Origin of the sequence: Flavobacterium ginsengisoli, assembly GCF_029625315.1 — a bacterium.
Classification (GTDB): Bacteria; Bacteroidota; Bacteroidia; order Flavobacteriales; family Flavobacteriaceae; genus Flavobacterium; species Flavobacterium ginsengisoli.
On the sequence record NZ_CP121110.1, the window covers coordinates 487,018 to 505,744 of the forward strand.

The following is an 18,727-nucleotide window of genomic DNA, read 5'->3' on the forward strand; positions in this document are numbered from 1 at the left end:
TAAAAAATCAGCAATATGAAAAAAGCTTTAAATAAATATTGGACCAAAGTGTCTATAGTATTCGCAATGATTTTTATGATTACTGCCTGCGAGAATAGTTTTGAAACTGGCGGATTTGATGTGAGTTCGCCTTCAAATGTACTTTCATTCAAATTGAATGGAGTTTCAGGAAGCATTGATCAGGCAGCAGGAAAAATTACTGTTGTAATGCCTTACGGGTCTGATATAACAGCCATAAAACCGGAAGTTGTTTTTGTAGAAGGTGCGACATCAAATCCAGAATTAAATTCGGCGATGAATTTTACAAATCCGGTAAAATTCAGAGTGGTTAACGGTAATTTATATAAAGATTATACAGTGACTACAACCGTTTTGAGTCCAATTAAGAGTTTTACAATTAATGGAGTTGCAGCGACTGTAAACGACATTAGCAAAACCATTAATATGACGCTTCCTGAAAATACTGATTTAACAGCGCTTAAACCAGTAATTGAAACAACTGCTGGTGTTACGATTTCACCTGCTTCAGGAGCAACAGTTGATTTTACAAATGCAGTTACTTTTGTAATAACATCAAACGGAAAAAGCGTTAATTATACCGCAAATGTTGGAGTTCCGGTAACAGGATTAACTGTGGCGTTTTTAGGAACTGCGGCTACAAGATCAGGAATTACAAATATGGATGAAGTTACGGCTTCGAACTGGTTGTTTGATAACTTTCCAGGAGCTAAATATATTTCTTTCGAAAGTATACAAAACGGTGCCGATTTAAGTGATATTGACGTCATTTGGTGGCATTTTGATTCGGTCGCCAATTTACCTTCTGTAGCTTATAATCCTGCGGTTACAAATGCATTGAAAAATTTCAGAACAAATGGAGGAAATCTGTTGTTGACTTCATTTGCTTCACAATATGTTGATGCTTTAGGAATTGTTCCGTCAGGAAAAGGACCAAATAATGTTTTTGGTGACTTTCCTCCAAACGGATTTGTAGACGGAAATTCATGGGGAATGTCATTCGTTGGTCATGAAGGTCATCCAATATTCCAAGGTCTAACCACTTTTGAAGCTGGAAAAGCCAATTTACTGCAAAGTGGAACTTTCAGATTAAATCATACAGCGTGGTGGTTTTTACCGGAATGGGGAGGCTACAACAATGGAGAAGGTTGGAGAAACCAAACAGGAGGAACCAATCTGGCAAGTGAAGCGTGGGATAATGAACTTAACGGAAGAGTAACCATTGCAGAATTTCCAAATACAAGCACAAATAAAAATGTAATTGTTATCTCGATGGGAGCTTACGATTGGTACAATGAAACCAATAGCAGCGGAGTGCCAAGTCAGGCAAACGAGTTTATTACAAATATCAAACTGTTGACACAAAATAGTATCAATTATCTAGCGGCAAAATAATCCACTTTGAATTTAATTTAATTAAAATGAAATATAGAAATATAATCACAATCGCCTCTGTTTTCTTTTCGCTGGTTTCGTGTAGTCAGGATGAAACGTATATTGGAGGTTCGATTTCGGGAGGGAATTCTGAAATAACAAGTGTTTTTCCTGTTCCGCCGGCGCAATGGATGGGCACGAACGATCCTTATTACAGCGCGGGTTATACGGGAGATATTATGCCTTTTTTCGATAACGGAAAATTTCATATTTATTTTCTGCATGATGCACAAAATAAACCTGCCGGAAAAGGATTTCATGATATTCATGAATACCAAAGCACAGATTTGGCACATTTTACTTATGAAGGTCAAACCATTCCGTATGGTACAACGCTTGAACCTGATTTTGCTATTGGCACAGGATCAGTTGTCAAAGTGGGTAATCTCTATTATTTTTATTATACAGGGCACAACGAAAATCCGGCTTTTGTGCAGTCGAATGCCAGAGAAAGTGTTTTATGTGCAACAAGCAACGATTTGAAAAAATGGACAAAAGTTCCGTCTTTTAAAATTACAGCTCCTGCAGGATATTACAATTATGATTTCAGAGATCCGCACGTGTTTTATAATGATGAATTGAAAAAATATTCAATGTTAGTAAGCACACAGACAGAACCAGGAAGAAAAGCTGTTTTGTTACATTTTACAATCGCAGATCCTGCATCGGGAAAATGGGATGTTGAAGCTCCAATTTATACCACAACTCCTGAAGATAATTATCTGATGATGGAATGTGCGGATATTTTCAAAATGGGAAGCAATTGGTATTTAATTTTTTCTGAGAATTGGAGCGGAAACAAAGGAACGCATTACAGAATTTCATCATCAATCAATGGGCCATGGATAAAACCTGAGAATGACAGAATTGACGGAGAATATTTTTATGCAGGAAAAACAGCTTCTGACGGAAATAAAAGATATGTTTTTGGATGGAATGCCAGAAAAACACCTGAAAATGATTTAGGAAACAAGGATTGGGCTGGAAATATGGTTATTCATGAATTGATTCAGAATTCAGATGGAACTTTAGGAACGCAATCACCGAAATCGGTTAAGGATTTATTTTCGAAAAAGAATGCTACTGCAGAAGTAAATGCCATTTCAGCAAATGCAACAGCTAATAATGGAACTTATTCTTTATCTGGAGAAACAGAAAAAGCAATGGTTACTTTTAAAAGCGTTGGAAAGAAAGTTAAAATAAAAGCCGAAATCACTTTAGCGAAAGCTAACGGAACAGCCGGATTTGTTTTTCATACCAATGATACAGGAAGTTATTATAAAGTAGTTTTGGATATTGCTAATGGAAAAATAAGCGGTTATAATTCGGCTTCACAGGAAGTAACAAGCTTGCCTTTTGCTTTTCAGATAAATACAAAATATGATGTTGAAGTAATTGCTGAAGGAAGTGTTGTAGTCTTTTATATCAACGGAAAAGCAGCGCTCACCAATCGCATTTATGGGAGAGACAAAAATAAATGGGGTTTAATTGCAGAAGGGCAAACAAGTACAATTTCAAACCTTCAGGTAACGCAGCCCGAATAAAAACTAATATTAAAATAATTCTAGAATGAATAAGGGAAAAAACCTTAAGGCGATGGCATACGGAGAGGTTCTTTGGGATGTCTTTGCCAATGAAAAAAAGATTGGCGGAGCTCCATTGAATGTGGCCTTACGCATGAAAACGTTAGGTTGCGAAGTAGCCATGATAAGCTGTGTAGGAAATGACGAAGATGGAAAGGCAATAAAAAGTCAAATAAAAGAGCTTGGGCTTGAAACAGATACGATTGTAGTGTCACAAGATTTTCCAACGGGTTTGGTCAATGTTACATTAAATGAACGTGGATCGGCAACGTATGAAATAAATTATCCGGCAGCTTGGGATAAAATTGTTTTGAATGATTTAGCAAAAACTACCGTTGCAGAAGCAGATGTACTGATTTACGGAAGTTTGGTTTGCCGTGACACGGTTTCGAGAAATGCTCTAGAAGAATTGCTTCAAAATGATGTTTATAAAGTATTTGATGTGAATTTAAGAAAACCGCATTATACTTATCAAATCTTAGAAGAACTTATGCAATCAGCCGACTTTATTAAATTTAATGATGAAGAATTACTTGAGATCGCAAAAAAGATGAATTCTCCTTTTAAAACTTTGGAAGAAAACATGGCTTTTATTGAAGAAAAAACGAAAGCCACAGCGATGTGTGTTACCAAAGGAAAACATGGAGCTTTACTGTTATGGAAAGGGAAAATCTATGAAAATGGAGGTTACCCAATTGAAGTTGCAGATACTGTTGGTGCAGGAGATTCTTTCTTAGCGAGCTTTAATCACTTCATTATTAAATAGTAGAGATCCTCAAAGTTCAATTGATTTTGCCTGTGCAGTAGGAGCACTTGTTGCTGAGGCGCCTGGTGCAAATCCCGAAATTTCTACTTCAAGAATTAATGATTTAATGGCAACAGTTAAAGGTTAGTCTCTTTGATAGAAGTTAAAGAAACTAGATTATTTTATTAGCAAAGAACTCAATACTTTAAAAGAGCAGTATTTTTACTGCTCTTTTTATTTATATAAAATTTTATCGGTTAGATTGGCAGGTTTTTTTCAAATGCAGAACCAAAAGAGAAAAAAGAATCAGTGCTTCCTACGCCTTCAATTTGATGAATTTGTTCATATAAGATTTTGCGGAGCTCCTCATTATTTGCCGCAACAATCTTAATGAACAAAGCATAATTTCCAGAAACCCAATGGCATTCTACCACTTCAGGAATTTCTTTGAGTTTGTTCGCAATCGAATACGAAAAATGTGCTTCTTTGGTCACTATTCCGGTATAAGTTGTGGTTTCAAAACCCATCATTTTAGGATCTAATTTCACAGAAAAACCTGTTATTACTCCACTTTCTTGCAATTTTTTAACTCTTAAATGGACTAATGAATTAGAAATGTTTAATTCTTTTGCTAAATCTGAAAAAGCAATTCTACTGTTCTCGCTGAGCTTTTGAATAATTTCTCGATCTAAATAATCAGTATTTTCGTTCTTATTGAGCTTTGCCATAAGTTATGTCAATTTGTGTTTTCTATAATTTTGACAATTCTAATTGTCAAACTGGTTTTTAAAGTGTCAAAAATACATAAAAAAATGTTAAAAATGTCTAATTGTAAATAATCGACTTCATTGGCTGTTATAATAACAGTATTATTGATATGTTTGTGTCATTATAACACTATTTAACAAACCAACAAATGAAGAACAATCAACTACTTACAAAGCTATGGGAGCAATATATCGATATAACTCCATCGGCACTGAAAATACATGAGTTGTTAGAAGAGAAAGGTGAAGAAATAAAAAATGACCATATTGCAATTCGAACTTTTAACGATAAACGTATCAACATCGAAGTATTAGAAAAAGCTTTTCTAAATGTAGGATATGAGGCAAAAGGCGAATATTATTTTGAAACCAAAAAGCTGTATGCTAAACATTATGAAAATGCTTTGGATAAAGACGCTCCTAGAATTTTTATTTCGGAATTGGAATTAGAAAAATGTTCTGCAGAATTGCAGGAAACAGTGCGACAACTTTTAGACAGCTGTGATCAAAATGCATTTAATGATCCGAATCTGATTTTAAGCGGAGCAGTTTGGAATGGAAATTCACAAGCGGTTTACAAATCGCTGTTAGAAGAATCTGAATATGCGGCATGGATGTATGTTTATGGTTTTAGAGCAAATCATTTCACTATAAACACAAATGCATTAAAAGGATTTCAAACATTAGAAGAATTAAATAACTTTTTAGAAGATAATGGTTGGAAACTTAACGCTTCTGGCGGAAAAATTAAAGGAACTCCAGAACAATTATTAGAACAATCTAGCACATTAGCAGATTTATACGATATAGATTTTAAAGAAGGTACACTAAAAGTGCCATCATGTTATTATGAATTTGCCCTTCGTTATCCTATGGCAAATGGAGAATTATATCAAGGTTTTGTAGCATCATCAGCAGATAAGATTTTTGAAAGTACTGATGTAAAACTTCAAAAATCGATTTAAATAATCGTTTTTTAGAAGAAAAAGACTTTGAGATAAACATAACAAAAAGTTCATAATGAAAATCGAAGAATTAAAAGCTACAATACAAGAAGCTTTAAAGGAATTAAATATAAAAGACGTTAACGAAGGAACTTCGACAGGGCTTAATAATTTTTCAGATGGAGAAATTTTAGAAAGCTATTCTCCTGTTGATGGCCAATTAATAGGAAAAATTAAAACATCATCTCCTGCTAATTACGAAAAAGTAATGGAAGTGGCGAGTGTTGCTTTTAAGGAATTCAGATTAATGCCAGCGCCACAGCGAGGCGAGATTGTTCGTCAGTTTGGCGAAAAATTGCGTAAAAACAAAGAAGCGTTGGGCAAATTGGTTTCGTACGAAATGGGCAAATCATTGCAGGAAGGTTACGGAGAAGTTCAGGAAATGATCGACATCTGCGATTTTGCTGTTGGACTTTCGCGTCAATTGCATGGATTGACAATGCATTCAGAGAGACCTGGACACAGAATGTACGAACAATATCATTCTTTAGGAGTTGTCGGGATTATTTCTGCATTTAATTTTCCAGTGGCTGTTTGGGCTTGGAATGCTGCTTTGGCATGGGTTTGCGGTGATGTTTGCGTTTGGAAACCATCTGAAAAAACACCACTTTGTGCAATTGCATGTCAAAATATAATGGCTGAAGTTATTAAAGAAAACAATCTTCCAGAAGGTATTTCTTGTTTGGTTAACGGAAATTATAGCATAGGAGAACTGTTAACCAATGACAAACGTATTCCGTTAATTTCTGCTACAGGATCTACTCGAATGGGTAAAACTGTCGCGCAGGTAGTCGCAGGGCGTTTAGGAAAATCATTGCTAGAATTAGGTGGAAATAACGCAATCATTGTAACGCCCGATGCCGATTTAAAAATGACAATTATAGGTGCCGTTTTTGGTGCCGTTGGAACAGCTGGACAAAGATGTACTTCTACACGTCGTTTAATTATTCACGAAAGTATTTATGATAAGGTAAAAGATGCTCTTATCTCGGCATACAAACAATTGCGAATCGGAAATCCTTTAGATGAAAAAAATCATGTTGGTCCTCTGATTGATACGCAAGCAGTAGAAATGTATGAGAAAGCTTTGAAACAAGTCGTTACACAAGGAGGTAAAATTCTTGTTGAAGGCGGAGTGCTTTCTGGTGAAGGATATGAAAGTGGCTGTTATGTAAAACCTGCAATTGCAGAGGCAGAGAATACTTTTGAAATTGTACAGCATGAAACTTTCGCTCCTGTTTTATACCTATTAAAATATTCAGGTACAGTTGAAAATGCTATAGAAATCCAGAATGGAGTAGTGCAAGGATTGTCTTCTGCAATTATGACAAATAATTTAAGAGAAGCAGAATTGTTTTTATCTGTTACTGGTTCTGATTGTGGAATTGCAAACGTGAACATCGGGACATCTGGTGCCGAAATTGGTGGAGCTTTTGGTGGAGAAAAGGAAACCGGTGGAGGACGTGAATCTGGATCTGATGCATGGAAAATTTACATGAGAAGACAAACCAATACAATCAATTATACTACGAGCTTGCCATTAGCGCAAGGAATAAAATTCGATTTGTAGCCCAAAGAGATTAAAGCTTAACAAAAAATCACCCCAAAGAGAATACCACATTTTGTTTGATAATGTTTCTTGAACATTATCAGGCGAGGTGTATCTGCATGCAAAAAAACTAAAAATGTAAAAAAAACAACTAAAAATTTACTAACTAAAACCATTACCGAAATGAACAGAAAACTAATTAGGAGACTTTATTTTATTCCTTTACTGCTATGTTTGTGGTTACCAAACATCAATTTTGCGCAAGCGCAAAAGACTATTTCAGGAAAAGTTACAGACGATAAAAATAATACGTTGCCTGGCGTAAGTATTTCTATCAAAGATTCTAAATTTAATGCGACAACGGATATTGATGGAAATTATACGTTGGTGTATTCATCGACTTTAGAAAATCCAGTTATCGTTTTTTCTTATGTAGGATTTACAGGAATAAGCGAAGAGGTAAATAATCGCAAAGAACTTAATGTGGTTATGCAGGAAGAAACCAATAAACTGAATGAAGTTGTCATTATTGGTTATGGTTCGCAAAAGAAAAGTAATGTTACAGGAGCCATTTCTACCGTTAAAAAAGAAAGCCTAGAAACGCGTGCGACAACAAGTCCAGCAGAAGCACTTCAAGGCTTAGTTGCAGGGGTGAATGTGCAAAAAAGCGGTGGTGTTGCAGGTGCCTCTGTGAGCGTGAAAATTCGTGGAGTAAATACATTTGGAGCAACAGAACCGCTTTATATTATTGACGGATTTCAGGGATCTATCAATACTATTAACCCAACAAATATAGAATCGATGGAGGTTCTTAAAGATGGTGCTGCGGCTGCAATTTACGGATCTGTCGCTGCCAATGGTGTAATTATCGTAACCACAAAAAATGGACAGAAAGAAGGAGTAAAAGTAGATTTTAGTTCTTTTTTAAGTATCACAAACCCATCTAAAACATTAGATTTATTAGATGCTGATGGTTACAAAACGGTTAATAAAAGAATGTATGACGAATACAATAAATATGCAACTTCTCCAAAACCGCTTCCAGCCTATATTACTGCACCGTCTGATACAAATACAGATTGGCAGGACGAAGTTTTCCGTTCTGGACTTACACAAAATTATGGTTTAGGAATTCAAGGAAGACAAGGAGATTTCAAATTTGCACTTTATGGTAATTACGTAAAGCAAAAAGGTATTGTAATAGATAACGAATTTGGTCAGCAAACAGGTAGTGCGAGAGTGAGTTTCAAAAAATCGATTTTTGACATTGATGGAAAAATGGCTTATATGGGAACGCAAAATGCATTGCCTAATTTCCAGTTAAAAGAAGTATATACAATGTCTCCTTTGGTTCCAGTTTATGACTCATCAGAGGAATATGGCTATGGATTGTCAAATAAAAATGGTTTGCCAGCAGGTACAAATCCAGTTGCTGAAGAGCATTTTAGAAAAAGCAATGATATAGGACAGGATATAACGGCAAATATTGCGACAACAGCAAACATCGCACCTTGGTTAAAATACAAACTGGCTTATTCTTACCGTGTGAAAAACAACCAGCAAACGGCTCATTTTCCACCTTATATTGCAAATCCTAAGGAAGTGCATCTTTATCCGATGCAAACAGAATTAAGAACTACTTGGAATGAGCAAATATTAGACAATATTATCACGATTGATAAAACCTTCGGGAAACATGTTTTTGGTTTAATGCTTGGTAATACTTTTAATAGTCAGGCATCAAACTGGAATCAGGTTAGTGTTGAAGGTAAGACAACAGATTATACAGTAGAAAACGGACAACTAGTTTCTATCGATCGTCCGTCAGGATTTCTTGATCCTAGTTTTGAAACAATTGGTGCCGGAAAAGGAGGAACGTATTCTGCCGACGGTTCAAAATTTCAATACAACAGAGTATCTTTCTTTAGCAGGTTAAATTACTCTTACAACGATCGTTACTTACTTCAAGTAACAGTTAGAAAAGATGGTTCTTCTAAATTTGGAGAAGACAGCCGTTGGGGAACTTTCCCATCTATTGCTTTAGGATGGAAAATCGAGCAAGAAGATTTCTTTCCAAAAGACATGATTCTTTCTACTTTAAAATTAAGAGCAAGCTGGGGACAATTGGGTAACGAAGCGGCTTTAGGTTATTATTCTGCAAATACATTAATTAAAACAGGTAATACTTTAGGAAACGGTTATGTTCAAGGTATAGGAAGCAATCCTTGGCCAGGAAGTATTGCAACAGCATTAGAAAATAGAAATTTGCAATGGGAAACCACAGATTCTAAAAACATCGGTATCGATTATACGCTATTAAAAGGAAAAATCAGCGGTTCGATGAACTATTACCATAATGTTACAGACAACTTATTGATTACGAAAAAACTTGCTCCATCTGCCGGAATCGATGATCCAGTTCTTAACGTAGGTAAAATTAGCAACAGCGGATTCGAATTTGAAGTAAATTACCGTGATCAAGTTAATGAATTTAAATATAATGCAGGATTAAACCTTACTACGCTTAAAAATAGGGTAGAAGAATTGGCAAACGACGGACAAACTATTTACGGAGAAGGATTAAAATACGGAGACGAACACTTTCCAACTCAGGCTCGCGTTGGAAGTCCAATTAGCGGATTCTATTTATACAAAACAGATGGTATTTTCCAATCTGCTGACGAAGTTGCCGCACATAACAAAAATGGAGTTTTATTACAGCCAAACGCTAAACCTGGAGACATTCGTTTCAAAGATTTGAACGGAGATGGTGTTATCGATGAAAAAGATAAAGCTTATGCAGGAACAGGATTGCCAAAACTAGAAGTAAACCTTAGCTTAGGTGCAAGTTACAAAGGATTTGATTTTTCTGCTTTGATAGGAAGCGGTTGGGGCAATAAGTTATACAACGGAAACAGATATTTCTATGAGTCTATGAATTCAGGAACAAATATGCTGGCTTCTACACTTAATTCATGGACACCAGAAAATCATAGTAATATACCACGTGCCGTATTGCAAGATCCTAACGGAAACAGTCGTGAATCAGATCGTTTTCTTGAAAGCGGAGACTTCATCAGAATGCGCCAATTGCAACTTGGGTATACTATTCCAAGCAAAATGTTAGGCAAAGCAAAAATTGATAAACTTAGAATTTATATAAGCGCCGAGAACTTGTTTACTATCACCAATTACTCAGGTATCGATCCTGAATTCTCACGAGCTTCAGTAATTGATACTGGTGTAGACCGTTTTGTTTATCCATTTACAAGATCATTTGTTTCTGGTATTCAGTATATATTTTAATTCTATTTAATAAGACACTATCATGAAAAAGATATTTTTAATATTATCCACTATAGGTTTATTCACTTTTGCAAGTTGTGATGATTATCTGGATCAGCAATCGCCTGATCAGCTTACATCAGATAATTTCTGGAGAAACAAAGCTGACGCCGAATCAGCTTTAGCGACCACTTATTCTCAGTTAGAATGTGCGGTTGATGAGTGGGCTTTCGCCGAAGTAAAATGGCCAGTTGAGGCTTATCGTGAAGACATAAACGAATTAGGAAGCGATGCATTGAACTACCAAAACTGGGTAGAACTTTCGACTTTTACGTACACCAACGGAAACAGTCAGTTTACTAGTTATTGGAAAATTAATTATAGAGGAATCAGTAATGCCAATCAGGTTATTGATAAGTTACCACAGGTTCCTTCAGATAAAATAACTGATGCAGACCGCAAACAAATTGAAGCCGAAGCTCGTTTTTTACGTGCTTACTATCATATGAAACTTATTCTTAACTGGAATCAAATCTATATTAGAAATAAATATGTTACTAAAGAAAGCGATTTGAATATTCCTTTGTCAACACGTGCAGAAGCTTGGGATTTTATTATAAACGAGTTTAAAGCTGTAGCCGATGTTTTACCAGCAAAACAATCAGCAGATAAAACAGGACGCGCAACAAGCGGTGCAGCAAACAGTTATTTAGGATTTGCATATTTAACAAGAGCCTATGAAGAAACAGCTCAAAAACAAACTTTCTTAAATGACGCACTTACAGCATTTAGCAAAGTACAAGGTTATGAACTAGTTAAAGATTATGTTTCTATGTTTGACGGAACAACCAAAAACACAAAAGAATCGATCTTTGAACTTCAATTTTCAGAAACTACAGCAAACGGAGCATTTTATCGTAATGCACTTCATTATTGGATGGCAGCTTCTGAACTTGGCGGATGGGATGAAATTCTTCCGAGTCCAATGCTAGTAAATGAATTCAAAAAAGAAGGAAAAATTGCGACTACAGGAAACTACGATTCACGTTTTTACAGTACCATTTTCTTTAAAGATCCTTATTTTAATAACCCTAGCAATCCATTGGTATTAGGAACTACATATGATGATAAATTTGGAGATACAGACAAACCAGTATATCGTAAATATATTCCGAGTACACAGGAAAAAATGGATCAAGAATTTACAGCGATCAATATTCCTTTGATGAGATATTCGAATGTATTGCTAATGCAGGCCGAAGCTTTAAATGAATTAGGACGTCCAGGAGAAGCTATTCCGTATATTAATAAAGTTCGCGAAAGAGCAGACATGCCAGCAATGACAGGAACAACCACAGCAGAAGTAAAAGCACAAATAGAGCACGAAAGAATTTTAGAATTCCCTCTTGAAAATTATCGCTTTTATGATTTGCGTCGTTGGGGAAAAACAAAAGAAGCGCTTGATGCTGTTGGAAGAACAGGTTTTGATGTCGCAAAAAATAATTTTTATCCAATTCCATTGACAGAATTGCAAACGAATTAATTCTCGAAATGATTTAAATTTCAAAAAGAATAGCCTATATTTCTTGGGCTATTCTTTTTGTCTAAAGATTATCGATCTTGCCAATAAAAAGAGCAAGACTTTATCTAAATAATAACAAAAACAAACATAAAACATGAACAAAAAGAACATACTTTTTATTCTTGCTTCCTTTTTTATAATACAGGCAGGTTGGTCTCAAAAGAGCTTTCCAAATTTAGAGTCAGGCAAAAACAGTATCAATTTTAAAGGAGATCCAAAAAATGCTACAGATAGAAAATCATTGGCATTTTCAGATAAAGGCGCTTGGTTCGGATTTGGGTTTTTAGAACCATCAGAAATTCAAGCAGGATTTTCAGGACCTTTCTTAATGACTGAACAGAATGGCGTTTGGTTAAGTTCTTCTTTTGTTTCATTACAGCTAAAAGACGAAAACAAACAAGAAATCATCAACTGGAAAAATTCATTGGTCGCACAAAATAGCTACAACAGCCATTTAGAACAGCAATTTAAAAATGAAAAACTAGAAGTAAAACAGCAATTAGTGTTTTTATCAGGGCATTCGGCTTTACAGAAAACAGCGATTACCAATAAAACAGCTAAACCACTAACTATTTTTCCTTCTTATAATGCAACTTTGTTTTTAGATGATTTACAACTATCAAATGAAAACAATGTTTTAAAAATCACTTCTGCTAAAAGTATTGCTGTAGGTTACATTCAATTCTTGAAAACAAAATCAGAAATTGAAATTTCGAAACAAGGATACCAAGCGCAGACAGAAAAGTTGGTTTTAAAACCAAATGAAACAAAAGAAATAATTGTTTCTCAAAGTTTTATTTTTCCACAATATTCATGGAAAACCGAAAACGAGACAATACAAAAAACGGTTTTTAATACACTGCTTAACAACACGCAAAAAGAAAAAGAAAAGCAATTATCGCAATTAATTGCCAAAAAGAAAACCATTTATAAAGATCAGATTTATTCTGATTTGATAGCAAAATTGGCACTAACATTACAAACCAACACTAGAATTGCAGCAGAAGGATTAAAGCATGGCGGTCTTTTTCCGAGTTACAATTACGAATGGTTTCATGGTTTTTGGGCTTGGGACAGCTGGAAACACGCTGTTGCAGTTTCAAATTATGATTCGGAGTTAGCCAAAAATCAAATGCGTGCTTTATTTGATTATCAAGAGCCAAATGGTTTTATTCCAGATTGCATTTACAGAAACAATGATCTAGAAGAAAATAATTACCGAAACACAAAAGCACCTCTTGCGGCTTGGGCAATTTGGAAAATTTATGAAAAAACAAAGGATATTAATTTTCTAAAAGAGTTTTATCCGAAGTTAAAATTATACCATAATTGGTGGTACAAAGAACGAGATCATGATCAGGATGGTTTATGCGAATTTGGTTCTACAGATGGAACTGTGATTGCGGCAAAGTGGGAAAGCGGAATGGATAATGCAGTTCGTTTTGATGAAAGTAAAATTCTAAAAAACGGAGAAAAAGCATATTCATTAGATCAGGAAAGTGTTGATCTGAATTCATTTTTATTTGCAGAGAAAAACTTTTTAAGTAAAATGGCAAGCAGACTTTAAAACTGAGTGTCGAAGCAAAAAAATGGAATGAAGAAAGTGCTCGCACTAAAAATGAAAATTCAAAATCAGTTTTGGGATGCTTGCAACAGGCTGGTTTTATGATACAACCATTGACGGAAAAACATTGATAAAAGCAATGGGATGCGAAGGATATTGTCCAATTTGGGCAGAAGTCGCTTCTGCAGAACAAGTGAAAGCGGCAAAAATTAATATGCTGGATTCGGCAAGTTTGAACACTTTTGTCCCTTTACCAACATTGGTCGCAAATCATCCTAAATTTAAGCCAGATAATGGCTATTGGAGAGGACCTGTTTGGTTGGATCAAAGTTACTTTGGAATTAACGGACTAGAAAAATATGGCTATACAAAAGAAGCAAATGAGTTAGCGCATAAACTGATTCATAATGCAGAAGGAGTTGTGGATAAAGGAACTTCTATTAGAGAAAATTATCAGCCCGTTACAGGAAAAGGATTAGAAGCTTTTAATTTTAGCTGGTCTGCGTCGCATTATTTAATGTCGCTTTTGGAGGATAAATAAACATCCAACATTTCATTAATACCAAAACTATAAAATATGTTTAACTACAATATATCTTTCAGAAAATTAATAATGGCAGGATTGCTTGTTGCAAGCTGTCATTCAATTCCTCTTTTTGCCCAAAACAAAAAAAATACAGTTTCAGAAAATAAAGATCCGCAGCTGTTTTTTCTCAAAGGCAGATTTAATGCAAATAGGGGTTTATTATTATCCGGAACAATGGCCGAGAGAACAATGGGAACGCGATTTAAAAAATATTAAAAAACTAGGATTTGAGTTTACGCATTTTGCCGAATTTGCGTGGACTTTTATGGAGCCTGAAGAAGGAAAATACGATTTCAAATGGCTAGATGATGCTTTGGCAATTGCAGAAAAAGCAGGTCTAAAAGTAATTCTTTGCACACCTACGCCAACACCTCCAGCTTGGATGGGAGAAAAATATCCTGAGATTTATCTAGTCGATGCAAGTGGACGCAGAAGAGAACATGGAAATAGAGCGAATCAATCTGTATCTAATGAAAAATACAGAGAATTTGTAGAGAAAATTGTTTCTGAATTAGGAAAAAGATACGGCAAGAATAAAAATATCATAGGCTGGCAAGTAGATAATGAACCTGGCGCACCAGACGATTTTAGTCCTTCGGCACAAAAAGGATTTCAGGAATGGCTTAAAGCAAAATACGGAACAATCGAAAAATTGAATACCGAATGGGTAGCTAGTTTCTGGAGTATCAGATATAATAATTTTGAGCAGATTGCAATTCCAAATGCGGAGATTTATTCTGAAGACAAACTAAGCCCGCACGCTGTTTTGGATTTCAAAAGATATACGGCAGATTCGCAAGCAGAATATTTAAATCTGCAAGCCGAAACACTTCGAAAATATATCGATCCAAAACAATGGGTAACAACAAATTATACCAATGTAGTGTATGGTGCAGATCCAAGAAGAACAGATAAAATGGATTTTGCCACTTATACAATGTATCCAGTTAGCGGAAGAAATACATTAGGAGGACAGAATTTCAGAATGGGATCTCCAAACAAAATCATGGAAGCCAATGATTATTATCGATCTATAAATGGCGTTACTGGAGTTATGGAAATGCAGCCAGGACAAGTAAACTGGGCAAGTATTAATCCGCAATTGCTTCCAGGAACCGTTCACATGTGGATTTCTCAGGCTTTTGGCGGAGGTTGTTCATTTACTTGTACGTATAGATACAGACATCCTCTAGGAAGCGACGAAATGTATCATGACGGAATTGTTGGAACTGATGGAGTAACTTTATCAACGGGAGGAAAAGAGTTTGTACAGTCAATCGAAGACATGAAATTGCTTCGTAAAGAATACAATTCAAAAGCGACGATTCCGCAGGAAATTGCAAAAAGGAAAACAGGATTTTTATGGAGCCATGAAAATCTTTGGGATTTGGAAAACCAAAAACAAACTGAATTCTGGAATACATGGAGACATAGAAATACGTATACCTCGGCAATAAAATCAACAGGCGCGCCAATGGATTTTATTACAGAAGAAAGCGATTTTTCGGCTTATCCATTTATTGTGGCGCCAGCGTATCAATTAGTTGATCAAAAGTTGGTTGACAAATGGACAAAATATGTTGAAAATGGAGGAAATTTAATTCTTTCTTGCCGAACAGGTCAGAAGGATAAAAACGGACATTTTTTTGAAGCGAATTGGAACGCACCAATTGTACCTTTAATCGGAGCTGACGTTGAATTTTTTGATATGTTAGTTGAAGATGTAAACGGAACAGTAAATTCTGGAAGCAATACCTACAAATGGAATGCTTGGGCAGACGTTTTAAATCCGAAACAAGGCACAGAAGTTTTAGCCACTTATGCCGATCAGTTTTACAAAGGAAAAGCACTGCAATTACAAGAAAACTAGGAAAAGGAACCGTTACTTATATTGGAGCAGAAAGTAAAGATGGAAATTTGGAAAGAGAAGTTGTTCGAAAAGTTTATGAGAATGCAAAAGTAGCCATCGAAAACTTTCCAAAAGGTGTTTATGTAGAATGGAGAGACGGCTTTTTTGTTGGGGTAAATTATACCAATGAAACAATTAATCTGCCTATTCCCGCAGGAAGTAAAATTTTAGTTGGACAAAATCCACTAGAACCAGCTCAGGCTGTAATTTGGAAATAGAATAAAATAAAGTTTGCCACGAATTGCACGAATTAGATACTTGTAGAACAACTTAAAAAAAGAAAAAAATTAGTGCAAATTCATGAGATTAGTGGCTAAAAAAAATAAAAAACAACTTTAAAAGAATACCAATGAATTTTTCAGAAGCAATTATTCAAGATTTAGTAAAAGAACATTACGGTTTTAGCGTAACCGTAAAAGCATTAAACGGGTATGATGAATTGAATTTTCTTTTATCAAATGAGAAAAATGAAAAATACATTCTAAAAGTATCCAACGAAAGTCATCCGTTTCCTTTTTTAGAAGCGCAAGCGGCCATTATAAGACATCTTACAAAAAGCATTATTTCAGATTGTTTTCAGCATTTTTGCATCAACAAAAAAGGAGAGGAGCTTACAAAAATAGTAACAGATTCTCAAACCTATTATATCCGAATTTTAAACTTTTTAGAAGGCGTTTTCTGGGTAGATGAAAAAAACAAAACAACTGAATTGCATTATAATTTAGGTTCATTTTTGGGTAACATGGATCGTGCTTTGGCTGATTTTTCGCATCCTGCAATGCATCGAAATTATACTTGGGATATTAGTAAAGCTAGTGAAGCAAGCGATAATTTGAAACACATTCTAAATCACGAAAGAAGGCGTATTGCAGGTTATTTTTTATTGCAGTTTGATACAGAAGTAGCACCGCAAATTCATCGATTGAGACATGCTTATATTCACAACGATGCTAACGATTATAATGTTTTAGTGCAAGGAAATCGTGTTAACGGACTTATTGATTTTGGCGATATGGTTTATACAGCTTTAGTCAATAATTTGGCAATCGCCTGTACTTATGCAATGTTAGACGAGGAAGATCCATTGACTGTAGCGGTAAAAATTGTTGAAGGATATCATCATTCATATGCGCTTACTGAGCAGGAATTAGATTTATTGTATTATTTAATCGCAGGAAGACTTTGTATTAGCGTAACGCAATCGGCTTATAATGCTTCATTAGACAGTAACAACGAACATCATTTTATTACTGAAAAACCAGCTTGGGATTTATTATATAAACTAATAAAAATTAACCCGATCAAGGCGCAAGATGCGTTTAGAAAAGCTTGTGGTTTTGAAGGGTTAATTACAAATGACGATTACTCAGAATTGCTTGAAATCAGAAAAAAGAAAATAGGCAGAAACCTGAGTATTGGTTACAAAGACAAACTAAAAATTGTAAAAGGAGCTTTGCAATATTTATATGATGACAAAGGAAGAACTTTTGTTGATTGTGTAAATAATCCTTCGCATGTTGGTCATTGTCATCCCGTTGTTGTTAGAAAAATGCAAAAGCAAATTGCAACTTTAAATACCAATACGAGATATTTGAATGATGCGATTACAGAATATGCAGAAAAACTAACTGCAACTTTACCAGAAAAACTTAGCGTTTGTTATTTTGTTAATTCAGGAAGTGAAGCCAATGATTTGGCGATTCGCATGAGCCGTCATTTTACCAAACAAAAGGATATTATTGTTTTAGATCATGCCTACCACGGAACTTCGACAGTTGCAATGGAAATGAGTCCGTATAAATTTGACAGCAAAGGCGGTTCAGGGCAAATGCCTTGGATTCATAAAGCAATTAATCCAGATTTGTATCGTGGACCGTATAAATATGGAGATACTGAAGCCGGAGAAAAATATGCTGCCGATGTGCAAAGAATTATTGAAGATTTAAAAAACGAACACAAAGCGCCAGCAGTATTTATTTGCGAAACTTTGTTGGGAGTTGGAGGACAAATTCCGTTGCCAGAAAATTATCTTAAAACAGTTTATCAATATGTTCGTGCCGCAGGAGGTGTTTGTATTGCAGATGAAGTTCAAGTTGGATTTGGAAGAATTGGAGATCATTTCTGGGGATTCGAATTGCAAAATGTCGTTCCTGATATTGTTGTTTTAGGAAAACCAATAGGAAACGGACATCCGCTTGCAGCTGTTATTGTTACTGAGGAAATTGCAGAAGCCTTTAACAACGGATTAGAATATTTCAATACTTTCGGAGGAAATCCTGTTTCAATGACAACAGGATTGGCAGTTTTAGATGTAATTCAAGAAGAAGAAATGCAAAAGCATGCTCTAGAAACTGGAAATTACTTGATGGATGGATTAAAAGGCTTAATGGCTAAATACCCAATTATAAGTGATGTTCGAGGGCATGGTTTGTTTATTGGTGCAGAAATGGTAAAAGACAGAATTACGATGGAACCGGCTATTCCTGAAATTGATATTGTTGTTGAAAAAATAAAAGCAAAAGGCTATTTGTTGAGTACAGACGGACCTTTGCATAATGTTTTAAAGATAAAACCGCCAATGCCATTCAACAAACAAAATGCTGATGAAATGGTTGAATTGCTAGATATTGCATTAAGCGAACTATAAAATCTTTCCATTAAAATAAAAAGTCTTCCGTTGTAAAAGACGGAAGCCTTCATT

At 35.2% G+C, this 18,727-nt stretch carries 13 protein-coding genes; 12 read left to right on the forward strand and 1 reads right to left on the reverse strand.

The window, feature by feature from the left end:
* The first annotated feature begins 15 nt into the window (after positions 1–15).
* Genes P5P87_RS02080 through P5P87_RS02090 form a run of 3 tightly spaced genes read left to right on the forward strand, consistent with a single transcriptional unit; the run spans position 16 to position 3,801 of the window.
* Positions 16–1,413, forward strand: coding sequence for a DUF4960 domain-containing protein (locus P5P87_RS02080; protein WP_278021385.1), 1,398 nt, complete (start codon positions 16–18; stop codon positions 1,411–1,413).
* 26 nt (positions 1,414–1,439) lie between these two features.
* A complete protein-coding gene (locus tag P5P87_RS02085; RefSeq protein ID WP_278021386.1) occupies positions 1,440–2,996 on the forward strand; it encodes a glycoside hydrolase family 32 protein in 1,557 nt (518 codons plus the stop codon).
* Positions 2,997–3,021: 25 nt separating this feature from the next.
* Positions 3,022–3,801 carry a PfkB family carbohydrate kinase gene (locus P5P87_RS02090; protein ID WP_340696618.1) on the forward strand — a complete coding sequence of 260 codons (780 nt, stop codon included), beginning with the start codon at positions 3,022–3,024 and terminating at the stop codon, positions 3,799–3,801.
* A 236-nt stretch (positions 3,802–4,037) separates the two neighbouring features.
* Here the strand turns inward: P5P87_RS02090 and P5P87_RS02095 are convergent, their stop codons facing one another.
* Complete coding sequence (locus P5P87_RS02095) at positions 4,038–4,508, reverse strand: Lrp/AsnC family transcriptional regulator (RefSeq protein ID WP_198857282.1); 471 nt, start codon at positions 4,506–4,508, stop codon at positions 4,038–4,040.
* Between the two features lie 188 nt (positions 4,509–4,696).
* On the opposite strand from P5P87_RS02095, the gene P5P87_RS02100 reads away from it, so the two are divergent.
* From P5P87_RS02100 to P5P87_RS02140, 9 genes are all read left to right on the forward strand, one after another.
* A complete protein-coding gene (locus tag P5P87_RS02100) occupies positions 4,697–5,512 on the forward strand; it encodes a DUF1338 domain-containing protein (RefSeq protein WP_278021387.1) in 816 nt (271 codons plus the stop codon).
* A 55-nt stretch (positions 5,513–5,567) separates the two neighbouring features.
* The gene (gene amaB, locus P5P87_RS02105; RefSeq protein ID WP_278021388.1) at positions 5,568–7,121 is read left to right on the forward strand and encodes an L-piperidine-6-carboxylate dehydrogenase; all 1,554 of its coding nucleotides are present in this window, start codon (positions 5,568–5,570) and stop codon (positions 7,119–7,121) included.
* A 162-nt stretch (positions 7,122–7,283) separates the two neighbouring features.
* Positions 7,284–10,406 carry a SusC/RagA family TonB-linked outer membrane protein gene (locus tag P5P87_RS02110; RefSeq protein WP_278021389.1) on the forward strand — a complete coding sequence of 1,041 codons (3,123 nt, stop codon included), beginning with the start codon at positions 7,284–7,286 and terminating at the stop codon, positions 10,404–10,406.
* Between the two features lie 22 nt (positions 10,407–10,428).
* The gene (locus P5P87_RS02115; protein WP_278021390.1) at positions 10,429–11,928 is read left to right on the forward strand and encodes a RagB/SusD family nutrient uptake outer membrane protein; all 1,500 of its coding nucleotides are present in this window, start codon (positions 10,429–10,431) and stop codon (positions 11,926–11,928) included.
* A 133-nt stretch (positions 11,929–12,061) separates the two neighbouring features.
* A complete protein-coding gene (locus P5P87_RS02120; protein ID WP_278021391.1) occupies positions 12,062–13,534 on the forward strand; it encodes an MGH1-like glycoside hydrolase domain-containing protein in 1,473 nt (490 codons plus the stop codon).
* Between the two features lie 76 nt (positions 13,535–13,610).
* The gene (locus tag P5P87_RS02125) at positions 13,611–14,072 is read left to right on the forward strand and encodes an MGH1-like glycoside hydrolase domain-containing protein (RefSeq protein ID WP_278021392.1); all 462 of its coding nucleotides are present in this window, start codon (positions 13,611–13,613) and stop codon (positions 14,070–14,072) included.
* A gap of 187 nt (positions 14,073–14,259) precedes the next feature.
* The gene (locus P5P87_RS02130; RefSeq protein ID WP_278021393.1) at positions 14,260–15,987 is read left to right on the forward strand and encodes a beta-galactosidase; all 1,728 of its coding nucleotides are present in this window, start codon (positions 14,260–14,262) and stop codon (positions 15,985–15,987) included.
* A 47-nt stretch (positions 15,988–16,034) separates the two neighbouring features.
* Entirely contained in the window at positions 16,035–16,244 is a 210-nt protein-coding gene (locus P5P87_RS02135; RefSeq protein ID WP_278021394.1) for a hypothetical protein, read from the forward strand.
* 131 nt (positions 16,245–16,375) lie between these two features.
* Positions 16,376–18,673: an aminotransferase class III-fold pyridoxal phosphate-dependent enzyme gene (locus P5P87_RS02140; RefSeq protein ID WP_278021395.1), complete on the forward strand. Its 2,298-nt coding sequence runs from the start codon at positions 16,376–16,378 to the stop codon at positions 18,671–18,673.
* The last annotated feature ends 54 nt before the right edge of the window (positions 18,674–18,727 follow it).

Bases quoted from the DNA above. Each gene is read 5' to 3' on its own strand.
- P5P87_RS02130 (WP_278021393.1), top strand. From the start codon at position 14,260: ATGCAAATAGGGGTTTATTATTATCCGGAACAATGGCCGAGAGAACAA.
- P5P87_RS02140 (WP_278021395.1), top strand. From the start codon at position 16,376: ATGAATTTTTCAGAAGCAATTATTCAAGATTTAGTAAAAGAACATTAC.
- P5P87_RS02100 (WP_278021387.1), top strand. From the start codon at position 4,697: ATGAAGAACAATCAACTACTTACAAAGCTATGGGAGCAATATATCGAT.
- P5P87_RS02085 (WP_278021386.1), top strand. From the start codon at position 1,440: ATGAAATATAGAAATATAATCACAATCGCCTCTGTTTTCTTTTCGCTG.
- P5P87_RS02110 (WP_278021389.1), top strand. From the start codon at position 7,284: ATGAACAGAAAACTAATTAGGAGACTTTATTTTATTCCTTTACTGCTA.
- P5P87_RS02090 (WP_340696618.1), top strand. From the start codon at position 3,022: ATGAATAAGGGAAAAAACCTTAAGGCGATGGCATACGGAGAGGTTCTT.
- P5P87_RS02120 (WP_278021391.1), top strand. From the start codon at position 12,062: ATGAACAAAAAGAACATACTTTTTATTCTTGCTTCCTTTTTTATAATA.
- P5P87_RS02080 (WP_278021385.1), top strand. From the start codon at position 16: ATGAAAAAAGCTTTAAATAAATATTGGACCAAAGTGTCTATAGTATTC.
- P5P87_RS02095 (WP_198857282.1), bottom strand. From the start codon at position 4,508: ATGGCAAAGCTCAATAAGAACGAAAATACTGATTATTTAGATCGAGAA.
- P5P87_RS02125 (WP_278021392.1), top strand. From the start codon at position 13,611: ATGCTTGCAACAGGCTGGTTTTATGATACAACCATTGACGGAAAAACA.
- amaB (WP_278021388.1), top strand. From the start codon at position 5,568: ATGAAAATCGAAGAATTAAAAGCTACAATACAAGAAGCTTTAAAGGAA.
- P5P87_RS02115 (WP_278021390.1), top strand. From the start codon at position 10,429: ATGAAAAAGATATTTTTAATATTATCCACTATAGGTTTATTCACTTTT.